Raw genomic sequence first — 15,600 nt, forward strand, 5'->3', positions numbered from 1 at the left:
GTAATATAATTTCCGGTTGCAAGGTCGGCTGCAGAGCAGGCTCTTATTCCCCTTGTGTCAGTTTTTACCTTTGTCACCCAGGGAGAGAGCCGGCTGGCCCGGGCTGTCCGTTCCATAAGTTCTTTCGTAATGACCACATCATCGGAAGACCCGGATTCGTACACCGCCAGTCCATAGGCATCGGCCAGGAGGCTCACCGCCTTCCGGCCTTCCATGGTATAGGTACTGATAAGCTCAGCCACCCCGTCTTCCAGGGTAACATCCAGCTTTTCTGCGGCGTTATTTACGATTTCCACCACATGTTTCGGCTGCAGGGGATCAAAGAATACTTCCGCACACCGGGACCGGATGGCCGGATTGATTTCAGAGGGCTGCCTCGTAGTGGCGCCGATGAGGATGAAATCCGCCGGAGCCCCGTCCTTGAAGAGCTTCCGTATGTACGCCGGTACGGCAGGGTTGTCTTCATCATAATAGGCGGACTCAAAATATACCCGCTTGTCCTCCAGCACCTTCAGAAGCTTATTCAGCAGCATCGGGTCCAATTCCCCTATTTCATCGATGAAAAGGATACCTCCGTGGGCTTCTGTCACCAGTCCCGGCTTCGGTTCCGGGATGCCGTCGTCCGCCAGTTCCTTGCTGGCCCCCTGGTAAATGGGGTCATGGACAGAGCCGATGAGGGGATTCGTCATGTCCCGCTCATCCCAGCGGAGGGTGGTACCGTCACATTCCACAAAGGGCGCTTTTTCCCCGAATGCCGTATAGGGAAGCTTTTTGGCTTCGTCCAGTACGAGCCGGGCCGCCGTAGTTTTCCCCACCCCCGGTGGCCCATAGAGGAGCAGATGCTGGGGATAAGGCGAAGCAATGCGGGATGCCATAGCCCGGACCGCCCGGTCCTGTCCCACGATTTCCGAAAGATTCCGAGGCCGAACTTTATTCATGATGGTGCCTGTGAGCTTTACCCGGTCCAGGGCTTCCAGTTTTTCCATTTTGTGCCGGCTCTGGGGGGTCTCGGTGTCCGTGGACTCTTCGTCGATGATTTCCTTCCTGATTTCATTGACGTATTCCTGGTGGCGCTCCTCCAGCCGGTCCGTAATCTTTTCCTCCAACTGCCGTTCCACAGCCTGCCGGGCCAGCATATCCGCCAGCTTGTCCTCCAGTTTTCCAAGGATAGCGGGAATTTCCTCATCCAGCGGTATCCTCGTGTAGTCCCTGCTTTCCAGGATGAGCCGTTCCATGCCCACAAGCCGGACCTTTGGGTCCTCGTCATGTATATATTTCAATGCATTATACCGGCTGGCCTGGACTATGATCTGTTCTGACCCCACAATGCCGGCATAAATACTGTAAATGGCATTTACCTGCCGCTTCAGTTCATCTTCGGAAATGCTGCTGCCGTCTACATGATTAATGAGGCGACCTATCAGGTCTTTCACGTCTTCCATCAGCAAGCCTCCTTATATATATATAGGTAAATAATAGAATCCGGAATCCCGGCTCCATTTTATTCTTTCTTGAATGTCCAATACCGGGGTACAAAGATATCCTCAAACAGGTTGATTGCATAATTATCGGTGAGTCCTGAAATATAATCCACCGCCGCCAGGGGAATATTTCCTCCCGCCAGACGTACCTGTTTCTCCGGAAGCCGGGTCTCGTGGTAGGAGCCGTCCGCCCGCTTTTCCGTATAGTAGTTATAGAGCATTTTCACCACGTTGCTGCCCCGCTTCCTGTCCGGAATCAGGGCCCTTGACATGTATACTTCATCAAACATGAACTTCCGGAATGCCGAGAGTACCCGGTCTCCCTCTTCGGACATATGGATGCCATCGCCGTCATCCTGCATGGAATGGGTCACCACATCGGTGACCATGGCGGTAATCATGGAGGAATGGGTAACACCGATTCTCGCCACCACATCCGGCGGCAGATCATCGGGGCCGATGAGTCCCATGGTTTCCGCATCCTCATAGTCATGGCAGAGATAGGCAATGCGGTCGGCATACTTGATGAGGCATCCTTCCAGGGTATGGGCTTTCAGCTGACCGCAGTGGTTCAGTATGCCGTCCCGTACTTCCTTCGTCAGGTTCAGCCCCTGACCGTCCTTTTCCAGTTTTTCCACAATCCGGACACTCTGCTCGTTATGCTCGAAATGTCCGCAGATTTCCTGCAGTGCCTGCTCCCCTACATGGCCAAAGGGCGTATGGCCCAGGTCGTGGCCCAGGGCGATGGCTTCCACCAGGTCCTCATTCAGCCGGAGAGCCCTGGCCATGGTACGGCCAATCTGGGCGACTTCCAGGGTGTGGGTCATGCGGGTGCGGTAATGGTCGCCCCGGGGAGCGATGTAGACCTGGGTCTTATGCTTCAGCCGCCGGAAGGAATTGCTGTGGAGTATCCGGTCCCGGTCCCGCTGGAAATCCGTACGCAGTGGATCCTTCTTCTCTTCCCGGTCCCGCTTCGCATGAACTGCAAAAGCTGCCCGATGGCAGAGTATTTTCTTCTCAATTTCTTCACTCCGTTCCCGAACCAGCATAGGGTCTCCTCCTTTGCAGAAACTTCCCGCTGAATCCTGTGGGATTACTTTAATCGTTTTCTGCCTTTATTATAACATCAGCGGATACAGGGAAATGGGGAAAAAGGAAGAATTGAGGTTCTGCAGTTTTGAGAAGTCAATAAATCTCCTTTGCGCTCGGGAATACCGGCTTTTTTCTCACCGGACTCTGCAGTTGTAATACTGTCATGGTCATTGACCGGAAAGATTTCCCGACTCTTCCTCACATACTACTTTTGCGGCTTCTCTCACTCCACCCCTTACCACCGCTCGAGATGCAGAGGTCCGGCATAGGACCTCTGAGCAGGGCCCAGGTTGGTTCTTTTTCTGCGCAATAAAGCGTCTTCCTTTTGCAGCCCCGCCGACGAAGGATAGATTCTTCGGAATGAGTACAGTATTCCGGAATGTTGACACTTTCCTCCAACCGCCATTTCGATCGGCATCTCCTCGAATAAGTATATACTTATTCGCAAAAATTTCTAATCCTTTACACCTCTTGACAGTCACCATAAACAGGTGTACACTTGTCCACAGATGAAGGAATGATTCCTTCACATAACTGAACGTACCGACAAAGGCGTCTGATAGACCATTCTATCAGACGCCTTTTCTCATGGCGGGGATGCCTTCTTGGGGGAGAGGGCATCCCCGCCTCTTTCAGTTATAAATGAGTTTTAGGCATAAATGTCCCCATCTGATTTGCACAAAGTGCATGGAAAGGAATTCAAAAATGCGCAAGGAACATGATTTTCTGGGAGAAAAGTTAGTACCTGATGATGTATATTACGGAGTTCAGACCATGAGGGCTAAGGAAAATTTCCAGATTACCGGTGCCCACCTGGACCCGGATTTCATTAAGGCCATGGCTACCGTGAAGAAAGCCTCCTGCCTCACCAATATGAAAACCGGCCGCATGGATGAGACCATCGGCAGCGCCATTGTGAAAGCAGCGGATGATGTAATCAGCGGAAAGATGAACGACCAGTTCCCGCTGGATCCCATCCAGGGCGGTGCCGGCACTTCCATCAACATGAATATGAATGAAGTCCTCTGCAACAGGGCCCTGGAAATTCTCGGCTACCCGCGGGGACGGTATGATATCATTTCGCCAAATAACCACAGCAACATGGCCCAGTCCACGAACGATGTATTCCCCACCTCCATCAAGGTGTGCCTCATGTACAAAGCCAGCGTCCTCAATGAAGCCCTCATCGATCTGGCCGAAAGCTTCGAAGCCAAGGGCAAAGAATTCAAAGACGTCATCAAAATGGGCCGCACCCACCTGCAGGATGCGGTGCCCATTACCCTGGGCGAAGAAATGGATGCCTACGGTTCCATGGTGCGCCGTTCCATCGGCCGCATCACCCGTTCCCTCCGGAGCCTGGAAGACCTGAACATGGGCGGTACCGCCGTAGGCACCGGCCTCAATGCGGAACCGGAATACATCCGCCTCTTCCCCTATACACTCTCCGACCTCACGGGATACCATTTCGAAACGGCGCCGAACCTGGTGGACACCACGAATTGCACCGACTGCTACGCCGAAGTCTCTTCTGCCCTGAAGGTGACAGCCCTCGCCCTCATCAAGATGGCCAACGACATCCGCCTCATGGCTTCCGGTCCCCGCTGCGGCCTCAATGAAATCAAGCTGCCCGCCCGGCAGCCCGGTTCTTCCATCATGCCGGGCAAGGTGAACCCGGTGATTGCGGAAGTGCTGGACCAGACCTGCTACCAGGTCATCGGCAACGATACCGCCATCAGCCTGGCCTGCGAGAACGGCCAGCTGGAACTGAACGTCATGGAACCGGTCATTGCCTACAACATTTTCAATTCCTTCCGTTTCCTCACAAACGCTGTGAACACATTCAATGAAAAACTGCTGAAAGGCCTGGAAGCGAATAAAAAACAGTGCCAGTACTGGGTAGACCACAGCGTCGGCGTCATCACGGCCCTCCTGCCCCATATCGGCTACGAAAAGTGCGCTGCCACCGCCAAAGAAGCCTACACCACCGGCGAGCCGGTACGGGAAATCATCCTGAAAAAGAAACTCGTCTCTGCCTCCGCCATGGAACGGATCCTGTCGCCCTATGAAATGACCCATCCCGGCATCGCCGGCGGCAAGGACCTCCTGGCGAAGTGACGACGGGAAAATAACCGTTGGCTCAACCATGTGGATGGGGGCTAAGGGTGGCAGGCTTCCTCGCTGCGCTCGTGAGCCGGGTTGTGGCTAAGGCAAGGCTGGCGCCTTACCTTAGCGGGGACGTAAGGGCGTTCAGCCACCATAGGCGGCAGATCCACCTTATGCCCCCGGTGCGAAGCACCTGCAACCCGGTGAACGAGCGCAGCGAGGTTCACCCACCACCCTTATGCCCCATTCATTCCTATCAGCAATGCACCTCGAAGCAGTACCCTCATCGGTACTGCTTTTTGATTTCCAAAATTGCACTTTCGGTCAATAATCGGTACAATGGATAAATAAATCAGGTATCCAAAGGCCCCCTGGGCATTGGAAGGAGAAACCCATGAAACTGTTACACTTTGACCATATCGTCCTCACCACGAGCCATTTCCCGGAATGCCTCCATTTCTACAAAGATATACTGGACATGGAAGTACGGGAAGAAAATGGCCGGTATTCCCTCCACTTCGGCAGCTGTAAAATCAATATCCACAAAAGGCCCGGCGAATTCCAGCCTGCTGCCGCCTATCCCCTGTCCGGCAGTATCGACCTCTGCCTCATCACCGATACCCCCATGGAGCAGGTGCTTTCCGAACTCCAAAGCAAAGAGGCTCCCCTGATCACGGGCATCGTAGACCGCCATGGCGCCCGGGGCCCCATGAAGAGCATCTACCTCCGGGATCCCGACGGAAACCTCATAGAGATTGCCCGGTACGTAAAGCAGGAATCCGCCCCGGTCCCCTTCGCCGCAAATGACGAAGAACTGGCGGATGAATAGAGATTAATGTATACGTAATCGTTCCAATCGTATGAATGGGCCTGAAGGTTGTGGGTTGGCATCGCTTCGCTTGCCAACCGGGTTGTAACTTTGAGAAGGCTAATGCCTTCTCAAAGCGGGGGCATAAGGTTGAAAGGCCGCCAAAGGCGGCGAATCCACCTCATGCCCCCAGTGCAAAGCACCTGCCACCCGGTGAACGAGCACCGCGATGTTCACCCACCACCCTTAGCCCCATTTACCCGATTGAGCTGCTCGCCACGCCATATTATATTCAGAAAGGCAAATCACTTTGAATCCATACCAATCCAACCTTTTCTTTACGGCGGAGTACGTACTCTCTGCCCTGATTATCGCATTCCTGACCTGGAAGAAGACTCCCCTGGACGTGCGTAAGACCATATCCCGGAAAGCCTTCCTGAAGCGGCTTCCCATTGTCATCATCACAGTGATCCTATCTATCGGCCTCATGACCGGAGTGTACCTGCTCCATCTGGACCTCGCAAAGAACCTGGTCCTCATCGGCGCCTTACAGCTGATAATGACCCTGATTTCCAACGTCATCCTCGGCGCCTCCTGGATCCAGCGGTATAGAGTATACCCCAGGGGCAGGGAACTGGCGGCGGTGGTAATCCTCATGTACATCATTGCGGACCTCTTCATGCCCTCCGGCATCAAGTACGCCATCCTCCTCGTGGGGACAGTCCTGGCCTTCATCTTCCCCAACCGCTGGGAAGACTGGGAATAGACCTGGCCTTCCCGGGGCCATAGCCAGTGGGCATGGAGTCTCAGGAAATATGACATGACCCACTCCCATTATTTCGATTGGTGACACGCTTCCCCACGGGTGTGAGTATGCCGCATGACACTGCAACCTAAAATTGCACAGCTTCGAGGGGCCGAGAAATCTTTCTTGTGAACGGGAATACAGGGTATTTCAACTATTCCCTCTCTTTCGCAGATTCCGCCTCTTCGAGGTGGATCCATCCCCGCCCTTTGGGCTGCCCCCTTCTCCAAGGGGGCACGCGTCAAACGATAGAGTCTCCAGCATGAACACGGTATTCCGGATTGATAACACTACCCACTCCCCCGTCATTTCGAGCGGTGGCAAGGGAACTGGAGTCACAGCAGCGAACACAATTTGAAGGAGCGAAGCGACGCACAAATTGTTGTGAGTCGCTGATAGCCGTGCTGCAGGGAGCGAAGCAACCGAGAATCCAGTGACACGCTTCCCCACGGGTGGCAGCATGCTGCATGACACTACAGCTAAGAATCGATACAGCTTCGACGAGCCCCGAAATCTTTCTTGTGGTCGGGAATACAGGGCTTTCCGCCGATTTCCGTTGCAGCGAAGCTGCGGTAGAAATTCAAAAGGCGGCGCTTCCCAATCTGTGCGCCGCCACATCCACCTTGGCCGAAGGCCATTACCCTTGAGCCACTTCGCCCGCAGGGCGTTACCCCTCAGCACCTTTTTTGCACTGTCAGGGTTGTAACACCGTCACAGGCATCTACCCGGGAGATTTCTCGACTCACTCTCTCATACGATTCTTACAGGTACTGTCACTCCGGCGCTTACCACCGCTCGAAATGACGTTAAGGGGAAGAAGTCATTTTACTGAAAACGTTTTTTCTGTATACTTTCCCATCCCACCCCTGTCATTTCGAGCGGAGGAAGAATGCCCCATGACACTGCAGCCCAGAATCGCTGCAGCTTCGAGGAGACTCGAAATTTTTCTTGTGTTCGGGAATATCGAGTATTTCAACTTTTCCATCTCTTTCGCAGATTCCGCCTCTTCGAGGCGGATCCATCCCCGCCCTTTGGGCTGCCCCCCTTCTCCAAGGGGGCACGCGTCAAACGATAGAGCCTCCAGCGTGAACATGGTATTCCGGAATGATAACACTCCCCACTCCCCCGTCATTTCGAGCGGTGGCAGCATGCTGTATGACATTGCAGCTAAGAATCGCTACAGCTTCGACGAGTCGAGAAATCTTTCTTGTGTTCGGGATTACAGGTTTTTTCCCCCATGATATTAGCGTTGTAACACCGTCATATCCATTTATCTGGGAGATTTCTCGACTCTTTCTCACATTTCATTCTTATGTTTTCCCTCACTCCGGCGCGTACCACCGCTCGAAATGACGAGGTGAGGGAAGATATCATTTTGCTGAAAACGTTTTTCCTGTATACTTCCCTATCCCATCCCCCGTCATTTCGAACGGAGGAAGAATGCCCCATGACACTGCAGTCCAAAATCGCTACAGCTTCGACGAATCCCGAAATCTTTCTTGTGGTCGGGAATGCAGGGCTTCCGCTGCGACGAAGCCGCGATAGAGACTCAAAAGGCGGCGCTTCCCATTTTGTGCGCCGCCTCCACTACTCCTCATTCCTAAATCCTCATTCCTAATTATAAAGAAAAAGTCTGTGAAGATTCATTCTCCACAGACTTTTTCTTTATAGAATTACTTCAGATCGTAATTGTAATGGTCATCCAGTGTACCGCTCACATGGAAGAGAGTCGGTGCATCGGCTGCATCGATGAGAAGGGACCGATTCTTCAGTACCGCCGGTGCTTCTCCGTTTGCGGTGCGGATGCGGTTCCAGTTCGGCGACCATTCAGCACGGATGCCCAATGCTTTGGCCACGGCCATCACCGGCAGGTATACGTGGCCGTCTTTCCCGAAGGCCCGGGCATCCAGTTTCTTTCCGTTCACATAGAGGTCGTAGACCTTCACCACGTACCGCGGATCGCCGTCGGAGGCATTGATGGCCTCCTGTACGTCGTCATCGGAAACATAGGCAGACACGCCGAAGGGGGCCAGTTTCTGTTTCACCGTGGCCACATCTAGGGGTTCCCTGCCGTAGCCATCGGGATAGATATAGTACACCACCGTATGGTCCGCTTCTTCCTGTACCACCACCCGTTCATAGATGATGTCCACGGGGATACCCATGACGATATGGTTGTAGAGGTCTTCCACATCCGCCTCGTTCATGCGGACGCAGCCATGAGAGGCATAGGTGCCGATGGCGGAAGGCCGGTTCGTGCCATGGATGCCGTAGTTGCCGCCGATACCGATCCACCGGTAGCCGATGGGGCAGTCCGGCCCGGAAGGAATGGTGACAGACGGGTTGTCAGGGTCCACCCAGGTGGGATCCTTTTCCATGTCAATCACCGTTCTCCGTCCCGTGGGGGTAGGAGAATCGGGCTTGCCCGGGGCAATGGGATACATGCGGATGCCCACGTCCCCCTGGTACAGGGTGAGGAGACGGCTGGCCAGGTTGATTTCAATGCGCTTGTCCTCGAACCGGGGCTTCGCCGGCGCCGTTTCGTCCGCCTTTCTCACTTCTTCTTTGACAGCCGCCGTTTCTTTGGCCGGAGCGGTCTTGGAAGGAGAGGCTTTCTTCACTTCCGTTTTTTCAACAGTCTTCTCCACAGCCTGTTTCTCCGGCTTTTCTTCCTTCACCGCCGTTTTTTCCTCGGTCTCTGTTTCCTGCTTCACGGCAGCCTTTGCCTCTTTCTTATGGGCCTTTTTCGGTATCACCGTTTCGATGACTTTTCCCTTAATGACGGTGACTTCCCCTTCCCGGGCCGGTTCCTGGGCGGAAATATCGGCAGCGCCGATGGTACAGGTTCCCAAAGCCGCGCAGATGGCTGCGGCCAGCATGATTTTCTTTAACAATGGATTTCCCCTCTCCAAAAACAATGAAAAAATAGATAAAAGTGAGGAAACAGGGACTCCCTGTTTCTTTTTAAAAAGCTTCTTCGTGCCTTCTCTTCCGTTCCTCAGACAGACTGCCCAAAAGGTCCGGCATGGAATCACTCTTCCACACCCAGTCCGGTGCCAGGGCCGCCGCCTTTTCCTTGGCCGCCAGAAGGTCGTAGTATACCTGCCATTTGGCGTCCACCAGGCTCCGCCCGCTCTGCCGGAGCAGGTAAGCCGGATGGAAGGTGGGCATCACCGGAATGCCGTGGTAGTCGATCCAGTGGCCCCGGCTGCGGATGATCCCCGCTTCCCGGCCCAGGAAGAATCGGAGTGCCACCTTTCCGAGGCCTACGATAACCTTCGGCTGTACAAGGCGGATTTCCTGCTCCAGCCACAGGGCGCCGCAGAAGCGGCCTTCCTCCATGGTGGGAGTCCGATTGCCCCGGGGACGGCATTTTACAATATTCGTCACATATACATGGTCCCGGGTGATACCGACGGAGTAAAGGGCTTTGTCCAAAAGCTGGCCGGAAGGTCCGATCAGGGGAGCCCCGTAATCATCCTCCACGCCCCCGGGGCCTTCACCCACCACCATGAGCGGTGCGTCTGCGGGGCCTGAAGAAAGAACGGGCCCCAGGCCCCCTTCTTTCCGAAGATGGCAGGCGCTGCAGGTACGGATGGCCTTCGCCAGTTCTTCATGGGAGCCATATTCTGTCCTTTCTCCGGTTTCTTCCCGGAGCTCCCGCTGCCTGCGGGCCGCATATTCTTCGGGATCCTCCCGTCCAAATAAATCCAATGGTATCACCTTGCGATTCTTATACATACGAGCCACAACAGGACGAATAACGGGTTTGCCATTCGGCCCGAAAAGTGGCTGAGGTGGCTCAGGGTTCTCAGGGGGAACGGCCTTCGGCCGAGGGGAAGGTGTGCCGCAACAATTCATAATGCGGCACGAATGATGTAATAAGCGGCGAAGCCGCAAAATACAAACTCCGCGGCGCTTTAAAATATGATGCGCCGCACCTCCCCCTCGCCCGTAGGGCGTTTCCCCTCAGCCACCTTGCCGAAGGCATTCCCCTTGAGCCACCTTGACTCCAATCGTACTCACAAAAATGAGAATATTCCCTTCTTCCAGCACTCACTGCATATCCGGCGGGGGCTCCTGGTTTGTGATTTCATAGAACAGGGTGAACTGTCCGGCGAAGTGGAGCTTCACCGTGTCCACCGGGCCATTACGGTTCTTGGCCAGGATGACTTCGGTCTCATTCTTTCTGGGGTCATCGTCTTCGATTTCCCGGTTGTAGTAAGCTTCCCGATACAGGAAACTGACCATGTCCGCATCCTGTTCCAGGGACCCCGATTCACGGAGGTCCGACAGGAAAGGCCGATGGTCCTGCCGGGATTCCACGCTTCGGGAGAGCTGGGACAGGGCAATGACCGGCACGTTCAGTTCCCTGGCCAGGCTCTTCAGGGACCGGGAAATCTCGGAAATTTCCTGCTGCCGGTTATCCCCGTTCCGGGATACGTTCTTGGCCTGCATGAGCTGGAGGTAGTCGATCATGATGATGTCCAGCCCATGTTCCGCCTTCAGGCGGCGGCACTTGGACCGGATTTCCGATACCGAAATGCCCGGCGTATCGTCGATATAGAGGGGCGCATCCATGAGGACGCTGGCTGCATTGGCCAGCTGGTCCCATTCCTTCTGGGTGGAAATGCGGCCCGTCCGGAGCCGGGAGCTGTCCACCAGGGCCGTAGAGCAGAGCAGGCGCTGTACCAGCTGTTCCCTGGACATTTCCAGGGAGAAGAAGGCCACGCTCCGATGGGCCGAGGAAATACTCATATTCTTTGCGATATTCAGGACGAAGGCCGTTTTACCCATGGACGGGCGGGCAGCGACGATGATGAAATCCCCCTTCTGGAACCCGCTTGTCAGGGCATCCAGGGACGGGAATCCGCTGGCCAGGCCGGTGATGGATTCCTTGTTCTTGAATTTCCGGGTGATTTCCTGCAGTTCGTTCTGTACGGCCTCTCCGATGGGGGTGAAGTCTGACCGCCGTTCATCCCTCGTCACTTCGAGGATGGACTTTTCCGCATCGTCCGTAATATCCGCCACGTCCTGCCTTTCGGAGTAGGCTTCGTCGGCGATGGTGCCGGCGGCATCGATGAGGCGGCGGAGCTTCGCCTTCCCCGCCACGATTTCCGCATGGCGGTCCACGGACTTCGTGGTCACCACGTTGGCCGCCAGTTCATTCACGTAGAGCACGCCGCCCACGTCGTCCAGGCGGCCCATTCGCTTCAGTTCTTCCGTCACCGTCAGGATGTCCGCCGGTTCTCCCCGGTGGGACAGATTCAGGATGGCCTGGAAAATGATGGCATTTGCTTCCCGATAGAAATCGGCAGCCGTCAGCACATCCTCCGCCGTGAGAATGGCGTCTTTGTCCAGCAGCATGGCTCCCAGTACCGATTTCTCCGCTTCAATATTCTGCGGAGGCACCCGGGATACGATCATGGTGTCGGTATCAGATTTTTTCTTCCATTCCTTCTTGGGCTGGAAGTTTTTGTCTTGAAATGAATCAGCCAAATGAATGCCTCCTTGTGTACTTAGTTATGTCTTATATTTTACCATATGGGTGGCATAAACGGGTGAATGGGGCTAAGGGTTGCAGGTCGGGCACCGCTGCGCTGGCCCGACCTGGTTGTGGCTTTGGTAAGGCTGCCGCCTTACCAAAGCGGGGGGCATAAGGTTCTTAAGCGGCTTTGCCGCGTTATATAAGTTTTCCCTTCCTGTTAAGCGAAGCGGCCGCCCGGTTATCCGAGCGCCAGCGAGGGGACCCACCACCATTAGCCCCAGTCACACGCCCGGCGTTCCAGAGAATCGCCTCACTGGGCAATATCAAATTCCGCAGTGCTGCCGTTCCTGGCAGGGGTCACCTTCAGCCGGGCATCAATGCGCTCTTCCAGCTCCGGCACGTGGGAAATGATGCCCACCAGGCGGCCCGTATTCTGGAGATCGATGAGGGTATTCATGGCGCTGTTCAATGCCTCCGGGTCCAGGGTGCCGAATCCTTCGTCGATGAACATGGTATCCAGCCGGACGCCTCCCTGCTTTGCCTGCACCACGTCTGCCAGGCCCAAAGCCAGGGACAGGGAGGCCAGGAAGGTCTCGCCGCCGGAAAGGGTATTGGCGGGGCGGGACCGGCCAGTAAAGCTGTCGGACACTTCCAGGGTCAATCCCCCCTTTCCCTCCGTCGTATCCCCTGCCATGCGGCGCAGGGTATAGCGGTGGTGGCTCATTTCATAGAGCCGTTCATTGGCCATCTTCGCCACTTCGTCCAGAAGCGCTCCCAGCACATACCGTTCCAGGGAAATCCGGGATTTCTCTCCTCTGGCCAGGTTATAGAGTCCGGAAACCAGGGACAGGTCCTTTTCTGTCTTTTTATGGCGGAGGGAAATGTCCTTCACCCGGGCCGCTGCCTCTTCCAGCTGTTTTTCCCGGTTTTCCCCATCCGCCTGCTGTTTCAGGAGGGCCTGGATATCCCCCCTCCGCCGGCGGTCTTCTGCTCCCAGGGTAGCCATGTCGGGCTTATCCTTTCCGGAAAGGAAAGCCTTCTCATCGGACAGTACCTTTTCCGTGCCCTGCCGTTTTTCTTCATAGGCACGAATGGCAGCGGCCACTTTTTCTTCGTCCCCTGCCCTTTCGTACCAGCTCCGGCATTCTGCGAGGTCTTTGAACCCCTCGGCCAGCGCCTTTTCTTCCAGGGCCTGTCTCCCTTTATTGTAATCTTCCACCAGTTTTTCCCGCTGCTCATCGGCTGCCTTGTACCGGGCATCCCAGGCGCCGTGTAGGGAGGCTGCCTTTTCCCGCTTTTCCCGGACCTCGGCCTGTTCCTTTTCCCAGTCCTCAATGGAACCATGGAGCCGGTTCATTTCTTTCCGGAGCACCAGGGGATCCCGGAATGCAGCGGGCACGTCTTCCAGGGTCTTCAGTTTCATTTGGGCATTTCCCAGGGCCGTCACCGCAGACACATAGGCGGTGACCTGGTAATCCCGGGCCATGCGGTTCTTCTCTTCATAGTCCGCCGATGCCCTGTCCGCCTGCGTCTGGATCCGTTTCACTTCTGCCTCCGTGGGCAGCTTCCTGTCGGAAATGGCAGGCTTTGGATGGTGCACCGCCCCGCATACCGGGCAGGGTTCTCCTTCTTTCAGCTGGCTGGCCAGGATGGCGGCCTGACCGAAGATGTAGTCCCGCCGGATGGCTTCCGCCTTTTTCAGTGCTCCATCCCGGACGTTTTTTGCCTTTTCTGCCTCTGCCGTAAGCCTTTCTGCTTCCTTCGACGCTTCATCGGCGCTGGCCGAGAGCCGGTCCACTTCCCGCTTTGCGGCGCCATAGGATTTTGCCTTCGGCAGCCATTGCATCATGACTGCGATATCCTGCTGCCGCTTGCCCATTTCCTCCTTCCGGTCATCCAGCGCCTTCCCCTGGGTCGTCAGGGAATCGAGTTCTTTCACCAGGCTGTCCCTTTCCTCTTTGGCCTTCTCTCTCTGGGCGCTGGCCTTTTTCCCGTCAGCCGTGATTTTCTCCAGGTTTTCAAAGTACGCCGCCAGGGCTTTGGCACTCCGGATACGCTTCAGGTCTTCCTTTGCCTGCTCTACCGCTTCCTTTTGGGAGGAAAGTTCTGCCATTTGGGTCTCCGCCTTCTCCAGCAGTTCGTAGTGGTTTGCTGCCACCGCCGCCTCCTGGTAGTCTTTTCGGAACTTCCGATACTCTCCCTCCAGCCGTTCCTTTTCTTTTCCCCTTCCCTCCAGAAAACGGACGGTGTCCTCTATTTCCCTGGAGAGTTCCTTTTCATCGGCAGCATGGACCATGGAAAATGTGGTGGCAAGCTCCGTCTTTTCTGCGGCATTGGTCTTTGCCAGTTCATTCATGGAAATCCGCAGTTCATTCTGGAAATCGGAGAACCGCTGGGTCTTGAAAAGCTGCTTCAGGATGGCTTCCCGGTCCTCCGCCTTCGCCACCAGGAGTTTTCGGAAATCCCCCTGGGGCAGCAGGATGACCTGGCAGAACTGCTGGGCATTGAGGCCGATGAGCTTGCCCGCCGCCTCTTCGATACCTGTCCGGAGGGTCCTCACTTCTTTCCCATCCTCCAGTTCCGACAGGGACGCCTGCATGGCCGCCCTTGTCTGGCCCTTGCCCCGTTTCTTATCGATGAGCTGCTCCGGGCTCCGGGTGGCCCGGTAGGTTTTCCCGCCGATTATGAAATCAAAAATAACTTCCGTCTTCTGGGACGTGGAGGCATAGTCGCTCCGCATGTGGCTTCCGGTCCGATCGCCGCTGGTCTTCCCGTAGAGGGCGTAGCACATGGCATCGAGGATAGTGGTCTTCCCGGCCCCCGTGGGCCCGCAGATGAGGAAGAGATGACGGCCTTCCAGTTTCTCGAAATCAATGACCGTCTCCCCCGCATAGGGGCCGAAAGCCCGCATGGTGAGTTTCAAAGGCTTCATTGTGCATTCTCCTTCCTGTACACCCTGTCCCAGATGGCGAGAGACAGCTTCTCTTCCTCCTCCGTCAGGTCCCGGTCCCGGAAATGGTGGACAAAGTCCTTCAGGATATCTTCATCGCTCATTTTCTCCAGATGGATATGGCGGTTTCCGCTGTCTTCCTTATAGCCCATGTCCTGCTCTACCCCCAGCGCATTAGGGAACTTCGTCCTCAGCTTCGGCATGGCATCGATCACCGGCTTTTCATCGGACAGCACGATCTGCAGGTAATCCTCCGAAGGCTCCACGCCCTCTCCCATGAGGTCATCAAAAAGCCCTTTGAGAATCCGTACCTCATGAAGGGGAGTGAGCCCATGGAATGTGGTATGGACCTCTCCATTTCCATCGATGGTCCCCACAATGACCCCCTTCTTCTGGTTCACCTCATCAAAGGAATACCGCATGAGGCTTCCGCTGTACTGCATCTTTTCCGAATCGGCCGCCGTCTTCTGGGGACGATGGAGATGGCCCAGGGCCGTGTAGTCGTAGGGTGCAAAAACCGTATCACTGATGCGGTCATAACCGCCGATGGAAAGGGGCCGTTCCGACTCCGAAGGACTGCCTCCTGCCGCGAAGGCATGGGCGAGAGCGATTTTCCGCATGCCCTTCCCCCCTTCCGGCAGGAGGGAGAGCACATGGTCCGACAGCGCCTTCTCTGCCTCTTCAAAAGAATGGACTTCTTCGGCCCCCGGGATTTCCAGTGCATTCATCATGACCCGCACCCGGGCCGGCTCCGCATAGGGAAGCGGCAGGAAAGCCACCTTTCCGTACTCGTCTTCCAGGATCACCGGCTTCACCAACGTAAGGGGCCCGAAGATATAGAGTCCCTGCCGGGAGAGGAGCCGGCTCCCCCCC

At 55.6% G+C, this 15,600-nt stretch carries 10 protein-coding genes; 3 read left to right on the forward strand and 7 right to left on the reverse strand.

Annotation, left to right across the window (positions count from 1 at the left end):
- Both QZR21_RS04395 and QZR21_RS04400 read right to left on the reverse strand, forming a co-directional pair.
- The coding region (locus QZR21_RS04395; RefSeq protein ID WP_296973963.1) for an AAA family ATPase at positions 1 to 1,442 on the reverse strand (1,442 nt) is incomplete at its 3' end.
- Between the two features lie 59 nt (positions 1,443 to 1,501).
- Positions 1,502 to 2,530, reverse strand: a complete 1,029-nt coding sequence (locus tag QZR21_RS04400; RefSeq protein WP_296096825.1) for a deoxyguanosinetriphosphate triphosphohydrolase — start codon at positions 2,528 to 2,530, stop codon at positions 1,502 to 1,504.
- 748 nt (positions 2,531 to 3,278) lie between these two features.
- Here QZR21_RS04400 and QZR21_RS04405 point away from each other — a divergent pair.
- The 3 genes from QZR21_RS04405 (at position 3,279) to QZR21_RS04415 (ending at position 6,250) form a co-directional block, all read left to right on the forward strand.
- Complete coding sequence (locus QZR21_RS04405) at positions 3,279 to 4,688, forward strand: aspartate ammonia-lyase (protein ID WP_296096822.1); 1,410 nt, start codon at positions 3,279 to 3,281, stop codon at positions 4,686 to 4,688.
- A gap of 382 nt (positions 4,689 to 5,070) precedes the next feature.
- On the forward strand, positions 5,071 to 5,505 hold the full coding sequence (locus tag QZR21_RS04410) for a VOC family protein (protein ID WP_296096819.1): 435 nt from the start codon (positions 5,071 to 5,073) through the stop codon (positions 5,503 to 5,505).
- Between the two features lie 289 nt (positions 5,506 to 5,794).
- Positions 5,795 to 6,250 carry a hypothetical protein gene (locus tag QZR21_RS04415; protein WP_296096816.1) on the forward strand — a complete coding sequence of 152 codons (456 nt, stop codon included), beginning with the start codon at positions 5,795 to 5,797 and terminating at the stop codon, positions 6,248 to 6,250.
- A gap of 1,712 nt (positions 6,251 to 7,962) precedes the next feature.
- Here QZR21_RS04415 and QZR21_RS04420 read toward each other — a convergent pair.
- The 5 genes from QZR21_RS04420 to QZR21_RS04440 form a co-directional block, all read right to left on the reverse strand.
- Entirely contained in the window at positions 7,963 to 9,183 is a 1,221-nt protein-coding gene (locus QZR21_RS04420; RefSeq protein WP_296096813.1) for a L,D-transpeptidase family protein, read from the reverse strand.
- Positions 9,184 to 9,253: 70 nt separating this feature from the next.
- A complete protein-coding gene (locus QZR21_RS04425; protein WP_296096810.1) occupies positions 9,254 to 10,003 on the reverse strand; it encodes a uracil-DNA glycosylase family protein in 750 nt (249 codons plus the stop codon).
- A gap of 342 nt (positions 10,004 to 10,345) precedes the next feature.
- Positions 10,346 to 11,716 carry a replicative DNA helicase gene (dnaB, locus tag QZR21_RS04430; RefSeq protein ID WP_363143005.1) on the reverse strand — a complete coding sequence of 457 codons (1,371 nt, stop codon included), beginning with the start codon at positions 11,714 to 11,716 and terminating at the stop codon, positions 10,346 to 10,348.
- A 371-nt stretch (positions 11,717 to 12,087) separates the two neighbouring features.
- Positions 12,088 to 14,709 (reverse strand): SMC family ATPase, encoded by a 2,622-nt coding sequence (locus QZR21_RS04435; protein ID WP_296973969.1) that lies wholly within the window; start codon positions 14,707 to 14,709, stop codon positions 12,088 to 12,090.
- The coding region (locus QZR21_RS04440) for an exonuclease SbcCD subunit D C-terminal domain-containing protein (protein WP_296973972.1) at positions 14,706 to 15,600 on the reverse strand (895 nt) is incomplete at its 5' end. The genes QZR21_RS04435 and QZR21_RS04440, both read right to left, overlap by 4 nt.

This window comes from uncultured Dialister sp., assembly GCF_900541605.1.
Taxonomy (GTDB): Bacteria; Bacillota; Negativicutes; order Veillonellales; family Dialisteraceae; genus Dialister.